At 73.5% G+C, this 17,588-nt stretch carries 15 protein-coding genes and 1 tRNA gene; 9 read left to right on the top strand and 7 right to left on the bottom strand.

Annotated features, from left to right (window positions below):
* Window positions 1-11: 11 nt before the first annotated feature.
* The 4 genes from dacB to ACFWN3_RS09200 form a co-directional block, all read right to left on the bottom strand.
* Window positions 12-1,361 (bottom strand): D-alanyl-D-alanine carboxypeptidase/D-alanyl-D-alanine-endopeptidase, encoded by a 1,350-nt coding sequence (dacB, locus tag ACFWN3_RS09215; protein WP_377638854.1) that lies wholly within the window; start codon window positions 1,359-1,361, stop codon window positions 12-14.
* Window positions 1,362-1,526: 165 nt separating this feature from the next.
* Complete coding sequence (locus ACFWN3_RS09210) at window positions 1,527-2,006, bottom strand: anthrone oxygenase family protein (RefSeq protein WP_377638852.1); 480 nt, start codon at window positions 2,004-2,006, stop codon at window positions 1,527-1,529.
* 9 nt (window positions 2,007-2,015) lie between these two features.
* Window positions 2,016-2,234 carry a hypothetical protein gene (locus ACFWN3_RS09205; RefSeq protein WP_377638850.1) on the bottom strand — a complete coding sequence of 73 codons (219 nt, stop codon included), beginning with the start codon at window positions 2,232-2,234 and terminating at the stop codon, window positions 2,016-2,018.
* A 151-nt stretch (window positions 2,235-2,385) separates the two neighbouring features.
* Window positions 2,386-2,456: transfer RNA gene (locus ACFWN3_RS09200), tRNA-Gly, on the bottom strand.
* A gap of 114 nt (window positions 2,457-2,570) precedes the next feature.
* On the opposite strand from ACFWN3_RS09200, the gene dcd reads away from it, so the two are divergent.
* Genes dcd through ACFWN3_RS09185 form a run of 3 tightly spaced genes read left to right on the top strand, consistent with a single transcriptional unit; the run spans window position 2,571 to window position 4,277 of the window.
* Window positions 2,571-3,146, top strand: a complete 576-nt coding sequence (dcd, locus tag ACFWN3_RS09195) for a dCTP deaminase (RefSeq protein ID WP_377638848.1) — start codon at window positions 2,571-2,573, stop codon at window positions 3,144-3,146.
* Window positions 3,147-3,174: 28 nt separating this feature from the next.
* Window positions 3,175-3,549 carry a divalent-cation tolerance protein CutA gene (gene cutA, locus ACFWN3_RS09190; RefSeq protein ID WP_377638846.1) on the top strand — a complete coding sequence of 125 codons (375 nt, stop codon included), beginning with the start codon at window positions 3,175-3,177 and terminating at the stop codon, window positions 3,547-3,549.
* Window positions 3,546-4,277, top strand: a complete 732-nt coding sequence (locus ACFWN3_RS09185) for an alpha/beta hydrolase (protein WP_377638844.1) — start codon at window positions 3,546-3,548, stop codon at window positions 4,275-4,277. The genes cutA and ACFWN3_RS09185 overlap by 4 nt, the downstream gene beginning before the upstream one ends.
* Here the strand turns inward: ACFWN3_RS09185 and ACFWN3_RS09180 are convergent.
* Window positions 4,243-5,634, bottom strand: a complete 1,392-nt coding sequence (locus tag ACFWN3_RS09180; RefSeq protein ID WP_377638842.1) for an MFS transporter — start codon at window positions 5,632-5,634, stop codon at window positions 4,243-4,245. The genes ACFWN3_RS09185 and ACFWN3_RS09180 overlap by 35 nt on opposite strands.
* Window positions 5,635-5,763: 129 nt before the next feature.
* Between ACFWN3_RS09180 and ACFWN3_RS09175 the strand changes: the two genes are divergently transcribed.
* From ACFWN3_RS09175 to ACFWN3_RS09160, 4 genes are all read left to right on the top strand, one after another.
* Complete coding sequence (locus ACFWN3_RS09175) at window positions 5,764-6,909, top strand: ABC transporter ATP-binding protein (RefSeq protein WP_377645492.1); 1,146 nt, start codon at window positions 5,764-5,766, stop codon at window positions 6,907-6,909.
* On the top strand, window positions 6,906-7,553 hold the full coding sequence (locus ACFWN3_RS09170; RefSeq protein WP_377645490.1) for an ABC transporter permease: 648 nt from the start codon (window positions 6,906-6,908) through the stop codon (window positions 7,551-7,553). Before ACFWN3_RS09175 ends, ACFWN3_RS09170 begins: the two co-directional genes overlap by 4 nt.
* A complete protein-coding gene (locus ACFWN3_RS09165; RefSeq protein ID WP_377645488.1) occupies window positions 7,550-8,335 on the top strand; it encodes an ABC transporter permease in 786 nt (261 codons plus the stop codon). The genes ACFWN3_RS09170 and ACFWN3_RS09165 overlap by 4 nt, the downstream gene beginning before the upstream one ends.
* A gap of 111 nt (window positions 8,336-8,446) precedes the next feature.
* A complete protein-coding gene (locus tag ACFWN3_RS09160; protein ID WP_377645486.1) occupies window positions 8,447-9,367 on the top strand; it encodes a glycine betaine ABC transporter substrate-binding protein in 921 nt (306 codons plus the stop codon).
* 162 nt (window positions 9,368-9,529) lie between these two features.
* On the opposite strand, the gene ACFWN3_RS09155 is transcribed toward ACFWN3_RS09160, so the two are convergent.
* Window positions 9,530-13,309, bottom strand: a complete 3,780-nt coding sequence (locus tag ACFWN3_RS09155; protein WP_377645484.1) for a heterodisulfide reductase-related iron-sulfur binding cluster — start codon at window positions 13,307-13,309, stop codon at window positions 9,530-9,532.
* Window positions 13,310-13,533: 224 nt separating this feature from the next.
* On the opposite strand from ACFWN3_RS09155, the gene cysK reads away from it, so the two are divergent.
* The gene (gene cysK, locus ACFWN3_RS09150) at window positions 13,534-14,463 is read left to right on the top strand and encodes a cysteine synthase A (protein ID WP_377645482.1); all 930 of its coding nucleotides are present in this window, start codon (window positions 13,534-13,536) and stop codon (window positions 14,461-14,463) included.
* Between the two features lies 1 nt (window position 14,464).
* Window positions 14,465-15,058: a serine O-acetyltransferase gene (gene cysE / locus ACFWN3_RS09145; RefSeq protein ID WP_377645480.1), complete on the top strand. Its 594-nt coding sequence runs from the start codon at window positions 14,465-14,467 to the stop codon at window positions 15,056-15,058.
* A 9-nt stretch (window positions 15,059-15,067) separates the two neighbouring features.
* Here cysE and ACFWN3_RS09140 read toward each other — a convergent pair whose 3' ends face one another.
* Window positions 15,068-17,497: a CHAT domain-containing protein gene (locus ACFWN3_RS09140; protein WP_377645478.1), complete on the bottom strand. Its 2,430-nt coding sequence runs from the start codon at window positions 17,495-17,497 to the stop codon at window positions 15,068-15,070.
* Window positions 17,498-17,588: the final 91 nt, after the last annotated feature.

Here is a 17,588-nt window from a genome sequence, read left to right as displayed (position 1 = left end):
GACCGGGCCGGTCAGTAGCAGCCGGTGACCGTCGCGGCGAGCATGTCGACGTTCTGCTTGAGCGTCGTCGTCGACTCCTTGCCGTTGACGACGAAGGCGAACACCTTGACCCGCCCGTCGGCGCCCTTGGTGAAGCCCGAGAGCGCGACGACGTCCGCGAGCCGCCCGGTCTTGGCCCACAGCCTCCCCGCCGCGCACTTGGACTGGGTCGTGACGAAGCGCTTCGAGGACGCCGACAGGGTGCCGGTGCGACCGGCCGTGGGCATGCCCTCGGCCGAGCGCAGCGGCCACAGCTCGGGACGGCTGGTGTCGACACCGCGGTCGACGACCTTGGCGAGCTGGACGGCGCTGATCCGGTCGGCACGCGAGAGGCCGGAGCCGTCGTAGAGGGCGGCGGCGCTCAGGCCCTGCTGGCCGAGGACGAGCGCCTGGGCCGAGCGCGCCCCGGTCCAGGTCGACCCCGTGCCCTTGGCGACGCCGACGAGCTTGTGCAGCGACTCGGCGATCTCGTTGTCGCTGACGAGCAGCATCCGGTTGACGGTCGTCGACAGTGCGGCGCCCTGGGAGCTGGCGAGCACCGTGGCCGTGGGGGCGGCGTCGGTGCGGCCGTAGTAGCCGGCGGCGGTGATGCCGTAGGCCTTGAGCCGGTCGCGGAAGTAGCGGCCGACGTCGGCGCTGGTGTCGGAGGAGTCGCGCTGGTCGCGGACCAGGCCGCGCACGGCGGTGATCGAGTCGGGCACGTAGCTCGTCTTCCACCCGGTCGCGAGGGACGGGGTCGGGAAGACGTCGTCGTCGACGTACACGCGGACCGGCGCGACGGTGAGGCCGCGCTGGGCCAGCACGGAGGACACCGTCCCGGCCATCGCGTCGAGCTGGGCGCTGCTCAGGCTCGGGTCGCCCGACCCCTCGATGACGACCCGGTCGGTCGCCGACCCGTCGACCACCCTGGTCGTGAAGCGCTTCGTCGGGCCGAAGACCGTGAGGGCGTTCGAGGCCGTGACGAGCTTGTTCGTCGAGGCCGGCATGAGGGCGGTCGTGCCGTTCTTCGACCACACGAGGTGGTTGGACTCCGCGTCGATGACCGCCCCGGAGAAGGCGGTGCCGAAGCGCGCCGTCGTCGCGCGGGTGGTCAGCGCGGCCTTCATCCGGAAGTCGGCGGAGGTGCCCGCGTAGGTGCCGACGAACCCCCGGCCCGAGCTGGAGGTGACCGGGGCGGGCGAGCCCGTCGCGGCGTTCGCGGTCCCCGTGGTGCCGGCCAGGAGGGCGGCGGCGGCCAAGGCCGCGAGGACGGCGGTCACCCTGGCGTCGGCTCGGTGGGAGGTGGTGCGTCGGACCATGGTGCGTCGGACGGTGGTGCGCATGACAGGGGCCCCTCGGGTGCTGGTACGGCTGTGACCAACGGTGCCCCTGCGACGTCGGTTGCTGACGCCGAGGGTAGCCCCGGGGGGTACCCGGTGTCCCGTGCTCGCGCCGAACGGTCCGTTCGGGTGAGTCCTGCGGCCCGCGGGGCGCACCCCCGACCCGGGTCAGGCGAGGGTGAGCGCCCAGCCGAGGCACGCCGCCGCGACCACCGACGCGACGACGCGCACGAGGTTCCAGCGCACCCACGTCGCCTCCTCGAGGGCGGCGCGCGCGGTCGTCGCGGCGTAGCGCCCGTCGCCCCCGGCCATCCGCTTGAGGGCGTCGTTGCGCGGCAGGTGGACGGCGGCCGTGACGACGGTGCCCACGAGGTGGAGGACCAGGGCGGCGAGCACCCACCACCGCGACGGGTCGCCCCAGCCGGTCGCGAGCGCCGCGGCCGTGCTCACGGGTGCGCCGAGGAAGGCCGTCGCGATGAAGACCGGGTTGACGATGGAGCGGTCGAGCGCGTCGAACATGGCGACGGCCGGCTCGTCGGGCAGCAGCGTCATCGCGGGCATCACGGTGTGCGCGTAGAGGAGGTAGACCCCGGCGAGCAGGCCACTCGTCAGCGTCGCCGCGACGAGGAGGACCTGGGTCAGCACCATGCCCCGAGGCTAGCGGGGCGGAGGCCCGGTCAGCCTCTGGGCGTCCTCACGACGCTTGTGCTGGATGTCGACGCAGATGCCGAAGACGACGACACCGAGCAGCGACAGGCGGACGGCCGAGGAGGCGGGGACGTAGGCGAACGCGAGGACCGCGATCGTGAAGGTCATGAGGTAGACGAGACCCCAGAAGGTCCATCGCAGGCCTGCGACGAGGATTCCGGGAGTCATGGCCGGCGCGCCGGGGCCGGATCGGGAGGGCGGGGGGTCCGGGGACTCATGGTTCATCGTGCCGCCGCGCGGGGACGGGTGGGGGTTTGCGTCCCCACGGGCTCCGAACCTTGACAGGAGCCGGTGATGGGATCCCTCTCGAGGGGCTCTGAGCCGGTGACGGGAATCGAACCCGCGTGTCCAGCTTGGGAAGCTGGCGCTCTACCATTGAGCTACACCGGCGCGCCGGGTCGAGAACCGTCAGGTCCTCCCCGGCGCCGACACTCTAGCCGAACCCACGGGCCCCCCTCGACGCGCCCTGCGGGCTGCGGGAGGCCTGCCGGGTAACCTGCCCTCGTGCTCCTCTCCGACCGTGACATTCGCGCCGAGGTCGACGCCGGACGGGTCCGACTCGACCCGTGGGACCCGGCGATGATCCAGCCGAGCAGCGTCGACGTGCGCCTCGACAAGTTCTTCCGGCTCTTCGACAACCACAAGTACCCGGTCATCGACCCGTCGCAGGACCAGGCCGACCTCACCCGCCTCGTCGAGGTCGACCCGTCCGAGGGCTTCGTCCTCCACCCGGGCGAGTTCGTCCTCGGGAGCACCCTGGAGACGGTCTCCCTCCCCGACGACCTCGCCGCCCGCGTCGAGGGCAAGTCGAGCCTGGGCCGCCTCGGCCTGCTCACCCACGCGACCGCCGGCTTCGTCGACCCCGGGTTCACCGGTCACGTGACCCTCGAGCTGTCGAACGTGGCGACCCTGCCGATCATGCTCTGGCCCGGGATGAAGATCGGCCAGCTCGCCTTCTTCCGCCTCTCCTCCTCCGCCGAGAACCCCTACGGATCCGAGAAGTACGGGTCCCACTACCAGGGCCAGCGCGGCCCGACGGCCAGTCGGAGCTTCCAGAACTTCCATCGCGCCGACGTCTGAGGCCGGGACCGTGCAGGGGCAGGGACCGGTGGACACCCGGGCGGGCGAGCTCGTCGAGGTGCGGGTCACCGCGCCCGACGGCGAGACGGCCACGGCGCTGGCCCGCGCGCTCGTCGACGCCGGGCTCGCCGCCTGCGTCCAGGTGCTGCCCGGCATCACCTCGACCTACCGCTGGCAGGGCGCCGTCGAGGAGGAGCAGGAGCACCTCCTCCTCGTGAAGTCCACGGCGGCGAGGTTCGAGGACATCCGCGCGCTCGTCCGTTCCGAACACCCCTACGACACACCGGAGGTGCTGGCCGTCCCGGTCGTCGCCGCCGACCCGGCCTACGCCGCGTGGGTGGTCGACACCGTCGCGGGCGGCACCGGACCACCGGGGCCCGACCCGACCGAGGACGCGACATGAAGGAACCGAGCACCGGCGTGGCAGAGGACGCCGACGTGGAGGCCGACGGCGCGCCGGACGAGCCCGAGGTCGACCTCGAGCGAGAGCTCCTCGACCCCGACGGTGGCGGCGGCGCCGAGATCCGCGGCCACGTGCCCGCGGACCCGAAGGGCGTCGTCCTCGTGCTCCACGGTGGCGCGCAGTCGAGCCACGCTCCCGTGGCGTGGTGGCGCCTGGCCGTCGTCCGGATGGCGCCGTTCGCGGCCGCCGTCGAGCACCGCGGGGGCGACCGGATCGCCTCGCTGCGCCTGAAGAACCGGGTCCGTGGCTGGAACGGCCCGCGCCAGGACCCGCTCACCGACGCCCGGTGGGCCCTCGACCGCATCCGCCACGTCCTGCCCGGCGTCCCGATCGTCCTCGTCGGCCACTCGATGGGCGGCCGGGTCGCCCTGCGCCTCGCCGGGGAGCCCGACGTCGTGGGCGTCGCGGCCCTCGCGCCCTGGGTCGAGAGCGACTCGGTGCAGGCCCGCCCCGGGATGCCGGTGCTGCTCGCCCACGGCAGCCGCGACCGGATCACCGACCCGCGACGCACGGCCCTGCTCGCCTCGCGGCTCTACGACCGCGGCGTCGACGTCCGCAGCGTGACGATGGAGAACGACACCCACGCGATGCTGCGCGACGCGGGCGCGTGGCACCGGATCGTGCGCGACTTCGTCATCGAGGTGCTCGACCGAGGCCGAACCAGCTGACGACCCCGCCGAGGGCCAGCAGGACGGCGCACCACAGCATCGCGCCCCGGTAGCCGGCCGCCATCGTCTCGCGGCCGAGGTAGTCGTCGCCGGCCAGCCCGACGACGGCCGGAAGCGCCGCGACCGCGAGGAGCGACCCGGCCCGCGCGACCGCGTTGTTGACCCCGCTCGCGACGCCGGTCTCCCGGTCGGGCGCCGCGGCGAGCACCGCGGCCGTGAGGGGTGAGACGAGCAGGGCGAGCCCGAGCGAGAACACGACCATCCCCGGGAGGACGGTGAGCCACGACGGCGCGTCGGTCGCCGCGAGGAGCAGGAGGGCCCCGGCGGCGCAGACGAGGGGGCCGACGGTCATCGGCATCCGCGGTCCGGTGCGCTGGGCGAGGGCGGCCGCGCGGCTCGACAGGAGCATGAGGGAGATCGTGATGGGCAGGCCCGACAGCCCGGCCTCGAGCGCGCTCCATCCGGCGGCCTGCAGCTGGAGCACGACGAACAGCGACACCCCGCCGAGGGCGCCGTACACGAGCAGCGTCATCGCGTTGGCAGCGGAGAACACCCGGTTGCGGAACATGCCGAGGTGGACCATGGGGTGGCTCGAGCGTGACTCGACGACGACGAAGCCGACCGCGCACGCCACCGCGACGACCCAGGCCGCCGTCACCGCACCCCCTCCCGACTCGCCCGACGCCGTGAGGGCGTAGGTGGCGGCGCCGAGGGAGAGGACGGTGAAGCCGGCTCCGAGGACGTCGAACGCGCCGGTGGCGGAGGGGTCCCGGCTCTCGGGAACGGCGTTCCTCGTGAGGAGGACGACGGCGACGCAGAGCGGCACGTTGATCGCGAAGATCCACCGCCAGCTCGTGTGGTCGACGACCCAGCCGCCGACGACGGGCCCGAGGGCGCCGGCGATCCCGGAGAGGCCGGCCCACGTGCCGATGGCGGCCGCCCGGTCCTCGGGGCGGTACGAGGCCTGGATGAGGGCGAGCGCCCCCGGGGTGAGCAGGGCGGCGCCGACCCCCTGGAGGACGCGCAGCGCCACGAGCTGGCCCGGGGTCTGGGCCAGGGCGCACAGGGCCGACGCGACGGCGAAGGCCCCCACGCCGACGAGGTAGACCCGTCGCCGGCCGCGGCGGTCGCCGAGCGCCCCGCCGACGAGGACGAGCGACGCGAGGGCGAGGAGGTAGCCGTTGACGACCCACTGGAGCTGGGCGAGCGAGGCGTCGAGGTCGCGTCCCATCGTGCGCAGGGCGACGTTGACGACCGACCCGTCGAGGATGGCGACGCCCGAGCCGAGGGTGAGGCCCGCGAGCGCCCGCCGCCCCTGCACGGAGCGGCGGTCGAGGAACGCCGGGGCCTCGGTCACGGACCATGCGTACCACGCGGCGGGGACGGGTCGGCGACGTCGATGCAGGTCGAGGGCTCGACACGCAGGCCCGTGCGTCGGCCCTCTCGGCTAGGTTGGGAAACCAGTCGGAGACCTCCAGGGGGCCCCATGATCCGGTTCGATGCCGTGACCAAGCAGTTCCCGGACGGGACGACGGCGGTCGACGACCTGTCGCTCACCGCGCCCACCGGCAAGATCACCGTCCTCGTCGGACCCTCGGGCTGCGGCAAGACGACGAGCCTGCGGATGGTCAACCGGATGATCGAGCCGACCCGCGGCTCCATCACCCTCGACGGCCAGGACACCGGCCGGATGGACGAGGCCGAGCTGCGCCGCGGCATCGGGTACGTCATCCAGCACGCGGGCCTGTTCCCGCACCGCACCGTCCTCGACAACATCGCGACCGTCCCCCGGCTCCTCGGCTGGGACAAGCAGCGCACCCGCGACCGCTCCCGCGAGCTGCTCGAGCGCGTCGGCCTGGCACCCGAGCTCGGCGACCGCTACCCGACGCAGCTCTCCGGCGGGCAGCAGCAGCGGGTCGGGGTGGCCCGGGCGCTCGCCGCCGACCCTCCGGTCATGCTCATGGACGAGCCGTTCTCGGCCGTCGACCCCGTCGTGCGCGACCAGCTCCAGGACGAGTTCCTGCGCCTCCAGGGCGAGCTCGGCAAGACGATCGTCTTCGTCACCCACGACATCGACGAGGCGATCAAGCTCGGCGACCAGGTCGCGGTGCTCCGGGTCGGCGGGAAGCTCGCGCAGGTCGCCGAGCCCTCGTACCTCCTCGCCCACCCGGCCGACGACTTCGTCGCCGACTTCGTCGGGCGCGACCGCGGCTACCGGGCGCTGCAGTTCCAGCAGGCGCCCCGCCTGCCGCTGCGGTCCGAGCCGTCGGTCGTCATCGGCGAGGTCGCCGAGGCCCGCGCCGACTGGCTGCTCGTCGTCGACGACGAGCGCCACCCGCTCGGCTGGGTCGAGCCCGCCCGCCTCGGCGGCCGGGCCGTCACGCGCGACGACCTCCACCGCGGCGGGACCGTCGCTCGCGAGCACGGGTCGCTGCGTGGCGCCCTCGACGCCGCCCTGTCCTCGCCGAGCCGGCGCGGCGTCATCGTCGACGAGAGCGGTGCGCTGTGCGGCACCGTCCTCGCGCACGAGGTCCTCACCGTCATCGAGGAGATCGAGCGACCCGAGCGCGACGAGGACGACCCCGTGCACGGCGGCGCGGCCACCGTCGCCGGCGACGAGGCGCGGGCGTGACCTGGCTCGGCGACAACTGGCGGACGGTGCTCGACCTCGCCGTCTCGCACCTGTGGCTGGCCGTCATCCCCCTGCTCCTCGGGCTCGTGGCCTCGCTGCCGCTGGGGTGGGCGGCGAAGCGCTGGCCGCGGTCGTACCCGGCGATCCTCACCTCGACCGGGCTCCTCTACACGATCCCGTCCCTCGCGCTGTTCGTCATCATGCCGCTGATCCTCGGGACGAAGATCCTCGACCCGTTCAACGTCGTCGTCGCGATGACGATCTACACCGTCGCGCTGCTGGTGCGCACCGTCGCCGACGGGCTGCGGGCCGTCCCCGACCACATCGAGCAGGCCGCCACCGCGATGGGCTACCGGGGGGTGCGCCGCCTGGTCGGGGTCGAGCTGCCGCTCGCGGTCCCCGTCATCTCCGCAGGGCTGCGCGTGGCGTCGGTGAGCAACGTCAGCATCATCTCGATCGCGTCGGTGATCGGGGTCTCCCAGCTCGGTGACCTGCTCATCGACGGGTACAACCGGGTCATCTGGGGCGAGCTCGTCACGGGTGTCGTCGCGTGCGTCCTGCTGGCCCTCGTGCTCGACGCCGTCATCGTCGTCGCCACCCGGCTGCTCACGCCGTGGCGCGCGGCGCAGGGAGGACGCGCATGATCCCCTCGCTCGTCTCGTGGTTCACCGACCCGGCGAACTGGTCCGGGGAGGACGGCATCCCCGCCCGTCTCCTCGAGCACCTGCAGTACACGCTCCTGTCGCTGCTGGTGGCCGCCGTCATCGCGATCCCGCTGGGGCTGTGGGTCGGCCACACCGGGCGGGCGCGCTGGCTGGTGTCGCTGGCCAACTCGCTGCGCGCCGTCCCGACGCTCGGCCTCCTCTTCGTCGTGGCGCTGTGGCTCGGGCCGAAGATCCAGGGCGACCTCGCGTTCACGCTGCCGAGCATCCTCGTCCTCGCCCTGCTCGCCATCCCCCCGCTCCTCGCGGGGACGTACGCGGGCATCGAGGCCGTCGACCCGGCGGCGCGCGACGCCGCCAAGGGGGTCGGGATGACCGGTGCGCAGGTGCTGCGCCAGGTCGAGCTGCCGAACGCCCTGCCGCTGCTGTACTCCGGCATCCGCTCCGCCGTGCTGCAGGTCGTCGCCACGGCGACGATCGCCGCGTACATCGGGCTGGGCGGCCTCGGTCGCTATCTCATCGACGGCATCGCCCTCGGCGACTACGCCCGGGCCGCCGGCGGAGCGGTCATCGTCGCCGTCCTCGCGCTCCTCCTCGACGGGCTGCTCGCCCTCGCCCAGCGCCGCACCGTCTCGCCCGGCCTCACCGGGGCGGGCCGTCCTGTCGGTGGTCGGGGGAAGGATTCGCGCGACCGCGAGGTTGAGGCCGACGCCACCACCGACGCCAGTACGCGGGTGTCGGTGTCCCCCCGCTTCCCGGCCTGAGCCCGACGTCGATGTCGACCCGCCCCGACCACCACCGCCCACCACCGACTTGACCCCACGCAGGAAACCCCACCGCAAGCCCCGCGCCCACCACCTGAAGGGACCACTCCCATGAAGCGCAGAACCTTCGCCACCGCGATCGCGGCAGCCTCGATCCTCGGGCTCACCGCCTGCGGCGGTGGCAGCGACCCGCTGGCGTCCGACACCTCCTCCGGGACCGCCTCCTCGGCCGCCCCGGGCGGCGCCATCGTCGTCGGCGGCGCCAACTTCTCCGAGTCCACGCTCCTCGCCGAGATCTACGCCGGAGCGCTGCGCGCCAAGGGCGTCGACGCGACGACGAAGCCGAACATCGGCTCGCGCGAGGTCTACCTGCGCGCGCTCGAGGACAACTCGGTGCAGGTCTTCCCCGAGTACACCGGCGCCCTCGCCTTCAACTACGACAAGGCGTACACCGGCACCGACCCCGAGGAGGTCTACGCCCACGTCAAGGAGGTCATCCCCGACTCCCTCGTCGTGCTCGACAAGTCCTCCGCCGAGGACAACGACTCGATCGTCGTCACCAAGGAGACGGCCGACAAGTACAAGCTGACGACCATCGAGGACCTCAAGGCCGTCGCCGGCGACCTGACCCTCGCGGCCCCGCCCGAGTTCAAGGAGCGCCCGCAGGGCATCCCGGGTCTCGAGAAGGCCTACGGCGTGAAGTTCGGCTCGTTCCGGCCGCTGACGGGTCAGGGCATCATCCAGGCCCTGAAGAACGGGCAGGTCGACGCGGCCAACATCTACTCGACCGACCCGGCCATCGCCGCGAACGGCTTCGTGGCCCTCGAGGACACGAAGAAGAACTTCGGCTCGCAGAACATCGTCCCGCTCGTGCGGGCCGACAAGGCCGACCAGGTCAAGGAGACGCTCAACGCCGTCTCCGCGAAGCTGACGACCGAGGCGATCGCCGGTCTGCTCAAGGAGACCGACATCGACAAGAAGGACCCCAAGGCCGTCGCCGAGGCGTTCCTCAAGGCCAACGGTCTCGCCTGACCGCCTCCGAGGCTGCGGCCTCGACCCGGTGACGAGGGGCCCGGTGCGCGTGGTGCGCACCGGGCCCCTCGTCGTGCTCGGCCGATGTCCCCCGGGTCATCGCCTCGTGTGCCGAGGTGGTGGTCCGGACGACCACCTGAGCACACGACCCGGGTCAGGGCGTCAGTCCCAGGGGTCGGGCTCGTCGAGGAGCGTCGGGTCGCCGGTGAACCCGCCCGCAGGTGCTGACGCGGAGGGCGCCGACTCGGGCTGGGGCTCCGGCTCGGCCGACGCCGGCTCGGGCGCGACCTCCGGATCGGCCGACGCCGACTGGGGCGCGCTCTCCGGCTCGGCCGACGCCGACTGGGGCGCGGGCTCGGCCGACGCCGACTGGGGCGCGGGCTCCGGCTCGTGGGACGCCACCTCGTCGGCGGGGTCCACATCCGTCCCCGAATCGACCAATAGGTCACGCCGGGTACGGTCGGCGGGCTCGTCCCAAGGGTCGACGTCGTCGTCCGCGGCCGGTGCGGCGGGAGCCGCGACAGACACGGGCTCAGGAGCCGGCTCGTCCTCGGCCACCCCGGGCGTACTTGCTGTGACCGATTGGTCGATCTCGGTACGGTCGGCGGGCTCGTCCCAGGGGTCGACGTCGTCGTCCGCGGCCGCTGCGGGGGCGGGGGCGACGGCCTCAGGAGCCGGCTCGTCCTCGGCCACCCCGGGCGTACTTGCTGTGACCGATTGGTCGATCTCGGTACGGTCGGCGGGCTCGTCCCAGGGGTCGACGTCGTCGTCCGCGGCCGCTGCGGGGGCGGGGGCGACGGCCTCAGGAGCCGGCTCGTCCTCGACCACCCCGGGCATACCTGGTGTGACCGATTGGTCGATCTCGGTACGGTCGGCGGGCTCGTCCCAGGGGTCGACGTCGTCGGTCGAGGTCGGTGCGGCGGGAGCCGCGACGGCCGCGGGCTCAGGAGCTGGCTCGTCCTCGACCACCCCGGGCGTACCTGGTGTGACCGATTGGTCGATCTCGGTACGGTCGGCGGGCTCGTCCCAGGGGTCGACGTCGTCGTCCGCGACCGGTGCAGGCTCGGGGGCGACGGCCTCAGGAGCCGGCTCGTCCTCGACCACCCCGGGCGTACCTGGTGTGACCGATTGGTCGATCTCGGTACGGTCGGCGGGCTCGTCCCAGGGGTCGACGTCGTCGGTCGAGGCAGCGGCGTCCTCCTTGGCCTTCTCCGCCGAGGGCTCTCCCTCGGAGCGGCCGGCGGTCGTGTCGTCGACGGCGGCCGGCTGGTCCCACGGATCCGGTTCCGTACCCGACGGGTCGACCTGCTGCTCCGCCGGTGCCGGAGCGGATGCGGCGAGGGTGTCGTCCCAGGGGTCGGCGTCGTCGGTGGTTGGGGCAACATCGCCCGATTGGTCGATGTCGTCCCGGGGGCGCTCGGCCGGGGTGGTCTCCTCCACGGTGGTCGCCACCGCTGCCGCGGCTGCGGGCGCCGCTGCCTCGGCCACGGCCGGCTGCGCGACGGGTGCCGCGTCCTCCTCCGACTCGACCTCCTCACTGCGGCGGACGGCGGCGAGCAGCATCTGCGCGACGTCGACGACCTCGACCTCCTCGGCCTCGCCGGCTGCCTGCTTGGCGGTCAGGCCGTCGGAGATCATGACCCGGCAGAACGGGCAGCCGATGGCGATGCGCTCGGCGCCGGTGGCGACGGCCTCCTCGGTGCGGTTGGTGTTGATCCGCGTCCCGAGCTTCTCCTCCATCCACATGCGCGCGCCACCGGCGCCGCAGCAGAAGGACTTCTCCTTCGAGCGCGGCATCTCTCGCAGCTCCACCCCGGGCAGCGCACCGATGAGCTCGCGCGGCGGCGCGTAGACCCCGTTGTGCCGACCGAGGTAGCAGGGGTCGTGATAGGTCACCGTCGACGCGGTCGAGGCGGCGTTGCGCGCCGTCGACATCCCCGGGGCGTCCGAGGGCCGCGCCACCGGCACGAGCTTCTTCTCGCGCACGAGCCGGTTGAGCAGCTGGGTGTGGTGGACGACCTCGTACGACCCACCGATGGCCGGGTACTCGTTCTTGATCGTGTTGAAGCAGTGCGCGCAGGTGACGACGACCTTGGTCACGCCGAACTCGCCGAAGGTCTCGACGTTCTGCGCCGCGAGCGTCTGGAAGAGCAGCTCGTTGCCGGCCCGGCGGGCGGAGTCGCCGGTGCACGTCTCACCGTCGCCGAGCACCGCGAAGGACACGCCTGCGGTGTCGAGCAGCTCGGCCACGGCGCGGGTCGTCTTCTTCGCGCGGTCCTCGTAGGCGCCGGCGCAGCCGACCCAGAACAGCCACTCGACGTCGGACGCCTTCTCGACGTCCTGCCCGAGCACCTTGACCGGGAACGGCAGGTCCTTCGCCCAGTCGAGCCGGGCCCGCGCGCCCATGCCCCACGGGTTGCCCTTGCCCTCGAGGTTCTTGAACAGGCCGCCGAGCTCGGCGGGGAACGCCGACTCGATGAGCGTCGCGTACCGGCGCATGTCGACGATGTGGTCGACGTGCTCGATGTCGACGGGGCACTGCTCGACGCACGCGCCGCAGGTGGTGCACGACCACAGGACGTCGGCGTCGATGACGGCGTCGGGGCCGTGCGGGTTGTACGCGGTCAGCGGTGAGGAGATGTCGTAGCCGGTGTTCCCGACGAGTGCCATCTGCGACCAGTCGACCGCCGTGGCGGCGCCGTCGGTCCCGGGCACGGCGTCGGGCGCCGCCTGGCGGGCGGCCACCGTCGCCAGTGCCTTCTCGTCGTCGCCGTCGTGCTGGGCGAGGGCCGTGAGGTAGGGCGCCTTGGCGTCGGCGTGGTCGCGCAGGGCCATCATCAGCAGCTTGGGGGACAGCGGCTTGTCGGTGTTCCACGCGGGGCACTGCGACTGGCAGCGGCCGCACTCGGTGCACGTCGAGAAGTCGAGCAGGCCCTTCCACGTGAAGTCCTCGACCGCGCCGACGCCGAGGGAGTCGCCCTCCTCCATCTCCTCGAGGGCGTCGAGGGTGAACGGCTTGCCGCCGACCGTCAGCGGGCGCACCGTCCCGAGGGCCGTCCGGCCGGAGGACTCGCGCTTGAACCAGATGTTGGGGAAGGCGAGGAAGCGGTGCCAGGCGACGCCCATCGTCGGCTGGAGGGCGATCGTGATCATCCACGCGAAGGAGATGAGGATCTTGACCGTGGCCACGACGTAGACCCACGTCGCGAGCCCGGCGACCGACGACCCCGACCACAGCCCCGCCATCCACCCGGTGAGCGGGAAGTGCAGCGCGAGGGAGGTCTCGGGCTCGAGCCGCTGCACGAGCGCCGACTCCAGACCGCGCAGCAGGAGGATGCAGATCGTGACGAGGAGGATCGTCAGCTCGACGTAGTACGCCTGCCAGAAGGTCGACCCGAAGAACCGCGACCGGCGCCCGCCCTCACCGGCGGCCGAGCGGGGGTGCTCCCGCTGCCGCACGAGCATGAGGACGACGATGCCGACGAGGCCGGTCCAGGCGAAGAGCTCGACGACCCACTCGAACGGGGGGAAGTGCCCGATGAGGGGGAGCCGGTAGTCGGGCTGGACGAGCTGGAAGAACGCGTTGACGAGCGTGCTGAAGAGGATGATGAAGGCCAGCGCGGTGAACCAGTGCGCGACGGCGACGACCTTGATCCGCGACATCCGGGTGTGCCCGAGGAACTCCTTGGCGAGCGTCCACGTGCGGGCCGCGGGGGAGTCGGTGCGCGAGGTGTCGGGCCGCCCGAGCCGGTACAGGGCGACGAACCGGCCGACCTGGCGGAACAGCAGGGCCCAGCCGATGAGCGGGACGACCGTGCACAGCACGAGGGCGACGACCTGGACCGCACCGAGGCCGCCGAACCGCTCGTCGGGCACGGGGAGCACGTCGCCGGCGAGGGCGGGGAACACGGCGGGCACGACGGCGGACGCGACGGCGGACATGTCCCGCAGCCTAACGGCGGGTGAGCGGGCGCTCACCGGCCTGTGACCACCGTCAACAGGTGGCGTGGACCGGGCACGACCTGCCGAGACGCCGTTGTGCTCGTCGATAACCCTCTGTTGGAATATGCATAAGCAGGCGTCGGTTGCCCCGATGTCGGCCCGTCCGACCGCGTGCTCGCGCCCTCCGGCGCCCGCACCACGTTCCACCAGCGAAAGGCGTACCGATGCCCATCCTCGACGACGTCACCCAGGCCGTCGGCAACACCCCGCTCGTCCGGCTCAACCGGATCATCGAGGGCGACGCGATCGTCGCCGCGAAGCTCGAGTTCTACAACCCGGCGAGCTCGGTCAAGGACCGCATCGGCGTCGCGATCATCGACGCCGCCGAGGCGTCGGGCGACCTCCCCGCCGGCGGCACGATCGTCGAGGCCACGTCGGGGAACACCGGCATCGCCCTCGCGATGGTCGGCGCGGCCCGCGGCTACAAGGTCGTCCTCGCCATGCCGGAGTCGATGAGCAAGGAGCGCCGCGCGCTGCTGCGGGCCTACGGCGCCGAGCTCATCCTCACCGACCCGTCGCTGGGGATGAAGGGTGCGGTCGCCAAGGCCGACGAGATCGTCGCCGAGCGCGAGGGCTCCGTCCTCGCCCGGCAGTTCGCCAACGTCGCCAACCCGGAGATCCACCGCCGGACGACCGCGGAGGAGATCTGGAAGGACACCGACGGCCAGGTCGACATCGTCGTCGCCGGGATCGGCACCGGCGGCACCATCACCGGTGTCGGCGAGGTGCTGAAGTCGCGCAAGCCCGACGTGCAGATCGTCGCCGTCGAGCCCGAGGAGTCACCGATCCTCAACGGCGGGACGCCCGGCCCGCACAAGATCCAGGGCATCGGCGCCAACTTCGTCCCCGAGATCCTCAACACCGAGATCTACGACGAGGTCATCGACGTCAACGCCGCGACCTCGGTCGAGTGGGCCCGCAAGGCCGCGACCCAGGAGGGCCTGCTCGTCGGCATCTCCTCCGGCGCCGCGCTCGCCGCCGCCAACCAGGTCGCCAGCCGCCCGGAGAACGCCGGCAAGACGATCGTCGTCATCATCCCGAGCTTCGGCGAGCGCTACCTCTCGACGATCCTCTTCGAGGGCCTCGTCGACTGACATGGGAGTCGTCCGTGCCGCCCGGGCGAGGATCCGCGAGGACCTCGACGCCGCCATGCGGCGTGACCCCGCCGCCGAGACCCGGCTCGATGTCGCCGTGAACTCGCCCGGGCTGCACGCGATCTGGGCCTACCGCGCCCTGCGCCGGCTGTGGCTGCGCCCCGGCGGCCGCCCGTTCGCTCGGGCGCTGTCCACCGGGGTTCGCGCGGTGACCGGGGTCGAGATCCACCCCGGCGCGCAGATCGGCCGCCGCTTCTTCATCGACCACGGGATGGGCGTCGTCATCGGCGCGACCGCGGTCGTCGGCGACGACGTCATGCTCTACCACGGGGTCACCCTCGGGGGCCGTTCGCTGGCCCGCGGCACCAAGCGCCACCCCACGGTGGGCGACCGGGTCACCATCGGCGCCGGTGCCCGCGTCCTCGGCGACATCGAGATCGGCGACGACGTGCAGATCGGCGCGAACTCGGTCGTCGTCAAGCCGGTCCCCGCCGGCGCCGTGGCGACCGGCATCCCGGCGCAGGTCCGCTTCCCGGAGCACCCGGCGATGGACCCCTACGACGCGCTCTTCGCCGAGCCCGCCCTCTTCATCTGAGCCGACGCGTCACCGGACACCGGAGCCGGCGGTCCGCGCCGTCTCGGACACGCCCGTCGGCACGGGTGCAGGTGCCCAGTCGGCGCCGAACGCGCAGAACAGCCTCCCCTCCTCGACCCCGGCGCTGGCGATCTCGAGGGCCTCTGCGGCGTCGAGCCCCTGCGCGAGGACCCGGTGGTACGCGGTCATCACCGCGTGCGCGTCGTCGTCGCCCACGGGGCCGACGGCCGCGACGACGCTGCGCACCCCGGTGGCGAGCAGGCTGGCCGTGAGGCCCAGCGCCTCGTCGCCAGCGCGCACGTGGGTGCGGCCGACCTCGCACGACGAGAGCACGACGTGCTCGGCCCCGACGCCCGTGCGCTGGAACTCGTGCGCGAACACGGGTCCGTCGCCCATGACGACCGAGGAGAACAACGGGCTCTCGTCCTGGTGGACGCCGTGGGCCGCCACGTGGACGATCGTGCTGTCGGACAGCGCCGCTCGCAGCGCAGCCCCCGACGACACCGTTCCCCCGCGACGTGACCCGGCACCCCAGACGCGGGTGACGTCGTCGGCCTCGGTCGTCGCGCGGGCGAGCCCCGGACCCGCGAGGGCGACGACCCGCTGGTCCGCCGAGGACGCCCCCACCGGCACGGACCGTCGGGCCCAGAACGTCGCCGACGGCGCGACGGTGACGACCCGCCCGCGGATCCCCGGCACGAGTCTCCACGGCAGCGACGCCAGGGTGCTCGAGGGGATGACGACGACGCGGTGGGCGCGCGGGAGCACGGGCGCGAGGATCTCGCCGAGCGAGGTCGCGGTCCGCCTCATCGAGCGCTCGATGACGGGCTCGAGGTCGGTGCCGACCGCGAGGCGCCGGGTCGCGAGGTCGGCACGGAGGCGGGCGGCGGCCTCGACGACCCGCCCCCCGCCCCGGACCCGGGTCAGCTTCGCGCCGCCCGGGGTCACCGTGACGGCCCACAGGTGGTCGCGGTGGAGGAAGAGGCTGAGCAGGCCGGCCCGGGCCTGCTCCAGGAGCGGGCGCAGCGCGGCGACGGTGACGGGCCGCTCCTCGGCGGGGGCCGACGCGGTGCCCGACTGCACCCAGTCGCGGCGGGCGACCGCGCGCTCGACCTCGCGCGCTGCGGCCTCCAGCGTGGAGCGGCGGACGGCGTCAGGGGCGTCGTACGCCTCCGCGTGCAGGCGCCGGGCGTCGGCGGTGAGCCGGGCGAGCTCGACGTCGGGCGAGGCCACGAGTGGAGGAAGCCGTTGCGAGACACCGCGCCACAGCTCGGTGGCGTCGAAGACCTGGGCGGGCGAGCCCGTCGCGATGGCGAGGTCGAGGTGGGCGTCGCGCAGGCGCCGGGTGTGCAGCGCCACCGCCGTGCGCGAGTCGATCGAGGTGTGCCGCGCCTGCTCCACCGCGAGCCGGTGGGCGCCGCGGCGCAGCTCGCGCCGGACGAGGTCGGGACGGCCCTCGGCCGCGTGGAGCTCGGCGAGGGCGAGGGTGCGCTGGAGCCGGAGCGGGAAGGACGCGGCCCGACGGACCTCTGGGCGGGCGAGGTGCCGACGGGCCTCCTCGAGGCGGCCGACGAGCGCGTTGGCCTCGGCCGCGAGGACGGCCGCCTCCGCCGTGACGGCACTCGCCCGGGCGGCACCGTCAGCGAGCTCGGTCAGCGTGGTCGCCACGGCCTCGGGGTTGCGCCCGGCGAGCAGCTCGGCCTGGAGGCGCAGCAGGGACGCCCGCACGGCCCATGCGTGCTCGGACCCCCGGGAGAACCGGCGCTCGGCCCGGGCCGCGTAGCGCCGGGCATCGGCGTGCTCGTGGCGGAGGAGGGCGAGGCGGGCCCGCTCGAGGTCGGCCTCGGCGACGTCGTGGGCGATGCCACCGCTGCGGGCGGCCTGCTCGCCCTCCTCGAGCGTCTCCATCGCCTGGTCGACGAGCCCGGCCTCGGACAGCACCCGGGCCCGGTCGAGGACGGCGCCCGGCGGGAGGAGGTCGCCACCGAGGGCGCGGGCCTGCTCCATGAGCGAGAGGGCGCGCGGGAGGTTGCCGAGGAGGAGCTGGAGGCGCCCGCGGTTGTGGACCGCCGCCGCGGCGAGGTCGGGGAAGCCGAGGGCGACGGCGTCCTGGTGCGCGCGCCGGAGCCGGACGTCGCTGTCGTGGTACCGCCCGAGGAACTGGTAGGTCAGCCCCAGGTTGAGGTGGAGCAGGCAGCGGGTGCGCGGCGCGACCTCCACGGTGAGGGCGACGCCCTCGAGCAGCTCGCGGGTGCGCTCCCACTCGCCGACCCGGCCGTGCAGCCCGGCCCGCTGGACGACGGCGAGGGAGCGCACGTGGTTGGGGCGTGCGTCGACGAGGAGCCCGTCGGCGGTGTCGAGGAGCGCGAACGCCCCGTGCCGGTCGCCACGCTGGACGCGTGAGACCGCGTGGGTGACGTGGACCCGGGCCCGCAGCACCACGGCGTCCTCGGGAGTCCGCTCCTCGCGGTCGAGGCGGCGCAGGGCCCGGCGCAGCAGCGTCTCGGCGCGCGCCGGCGCCCCCGCGGCG

It is taken from the genome of Oryzobacter terrae, assembly GCF_042756445.1.
Taxonomy (GTDB): domain Bacteria; phylum Actinomycetota; class Actinomycetes; order Actinomycetales; family Dermatophilaceae; genus Oryzobacter; species Oryzobacter terrae.
This window is presented reverse-complemented; position numbering and strand designations above follow the sequence as displayed.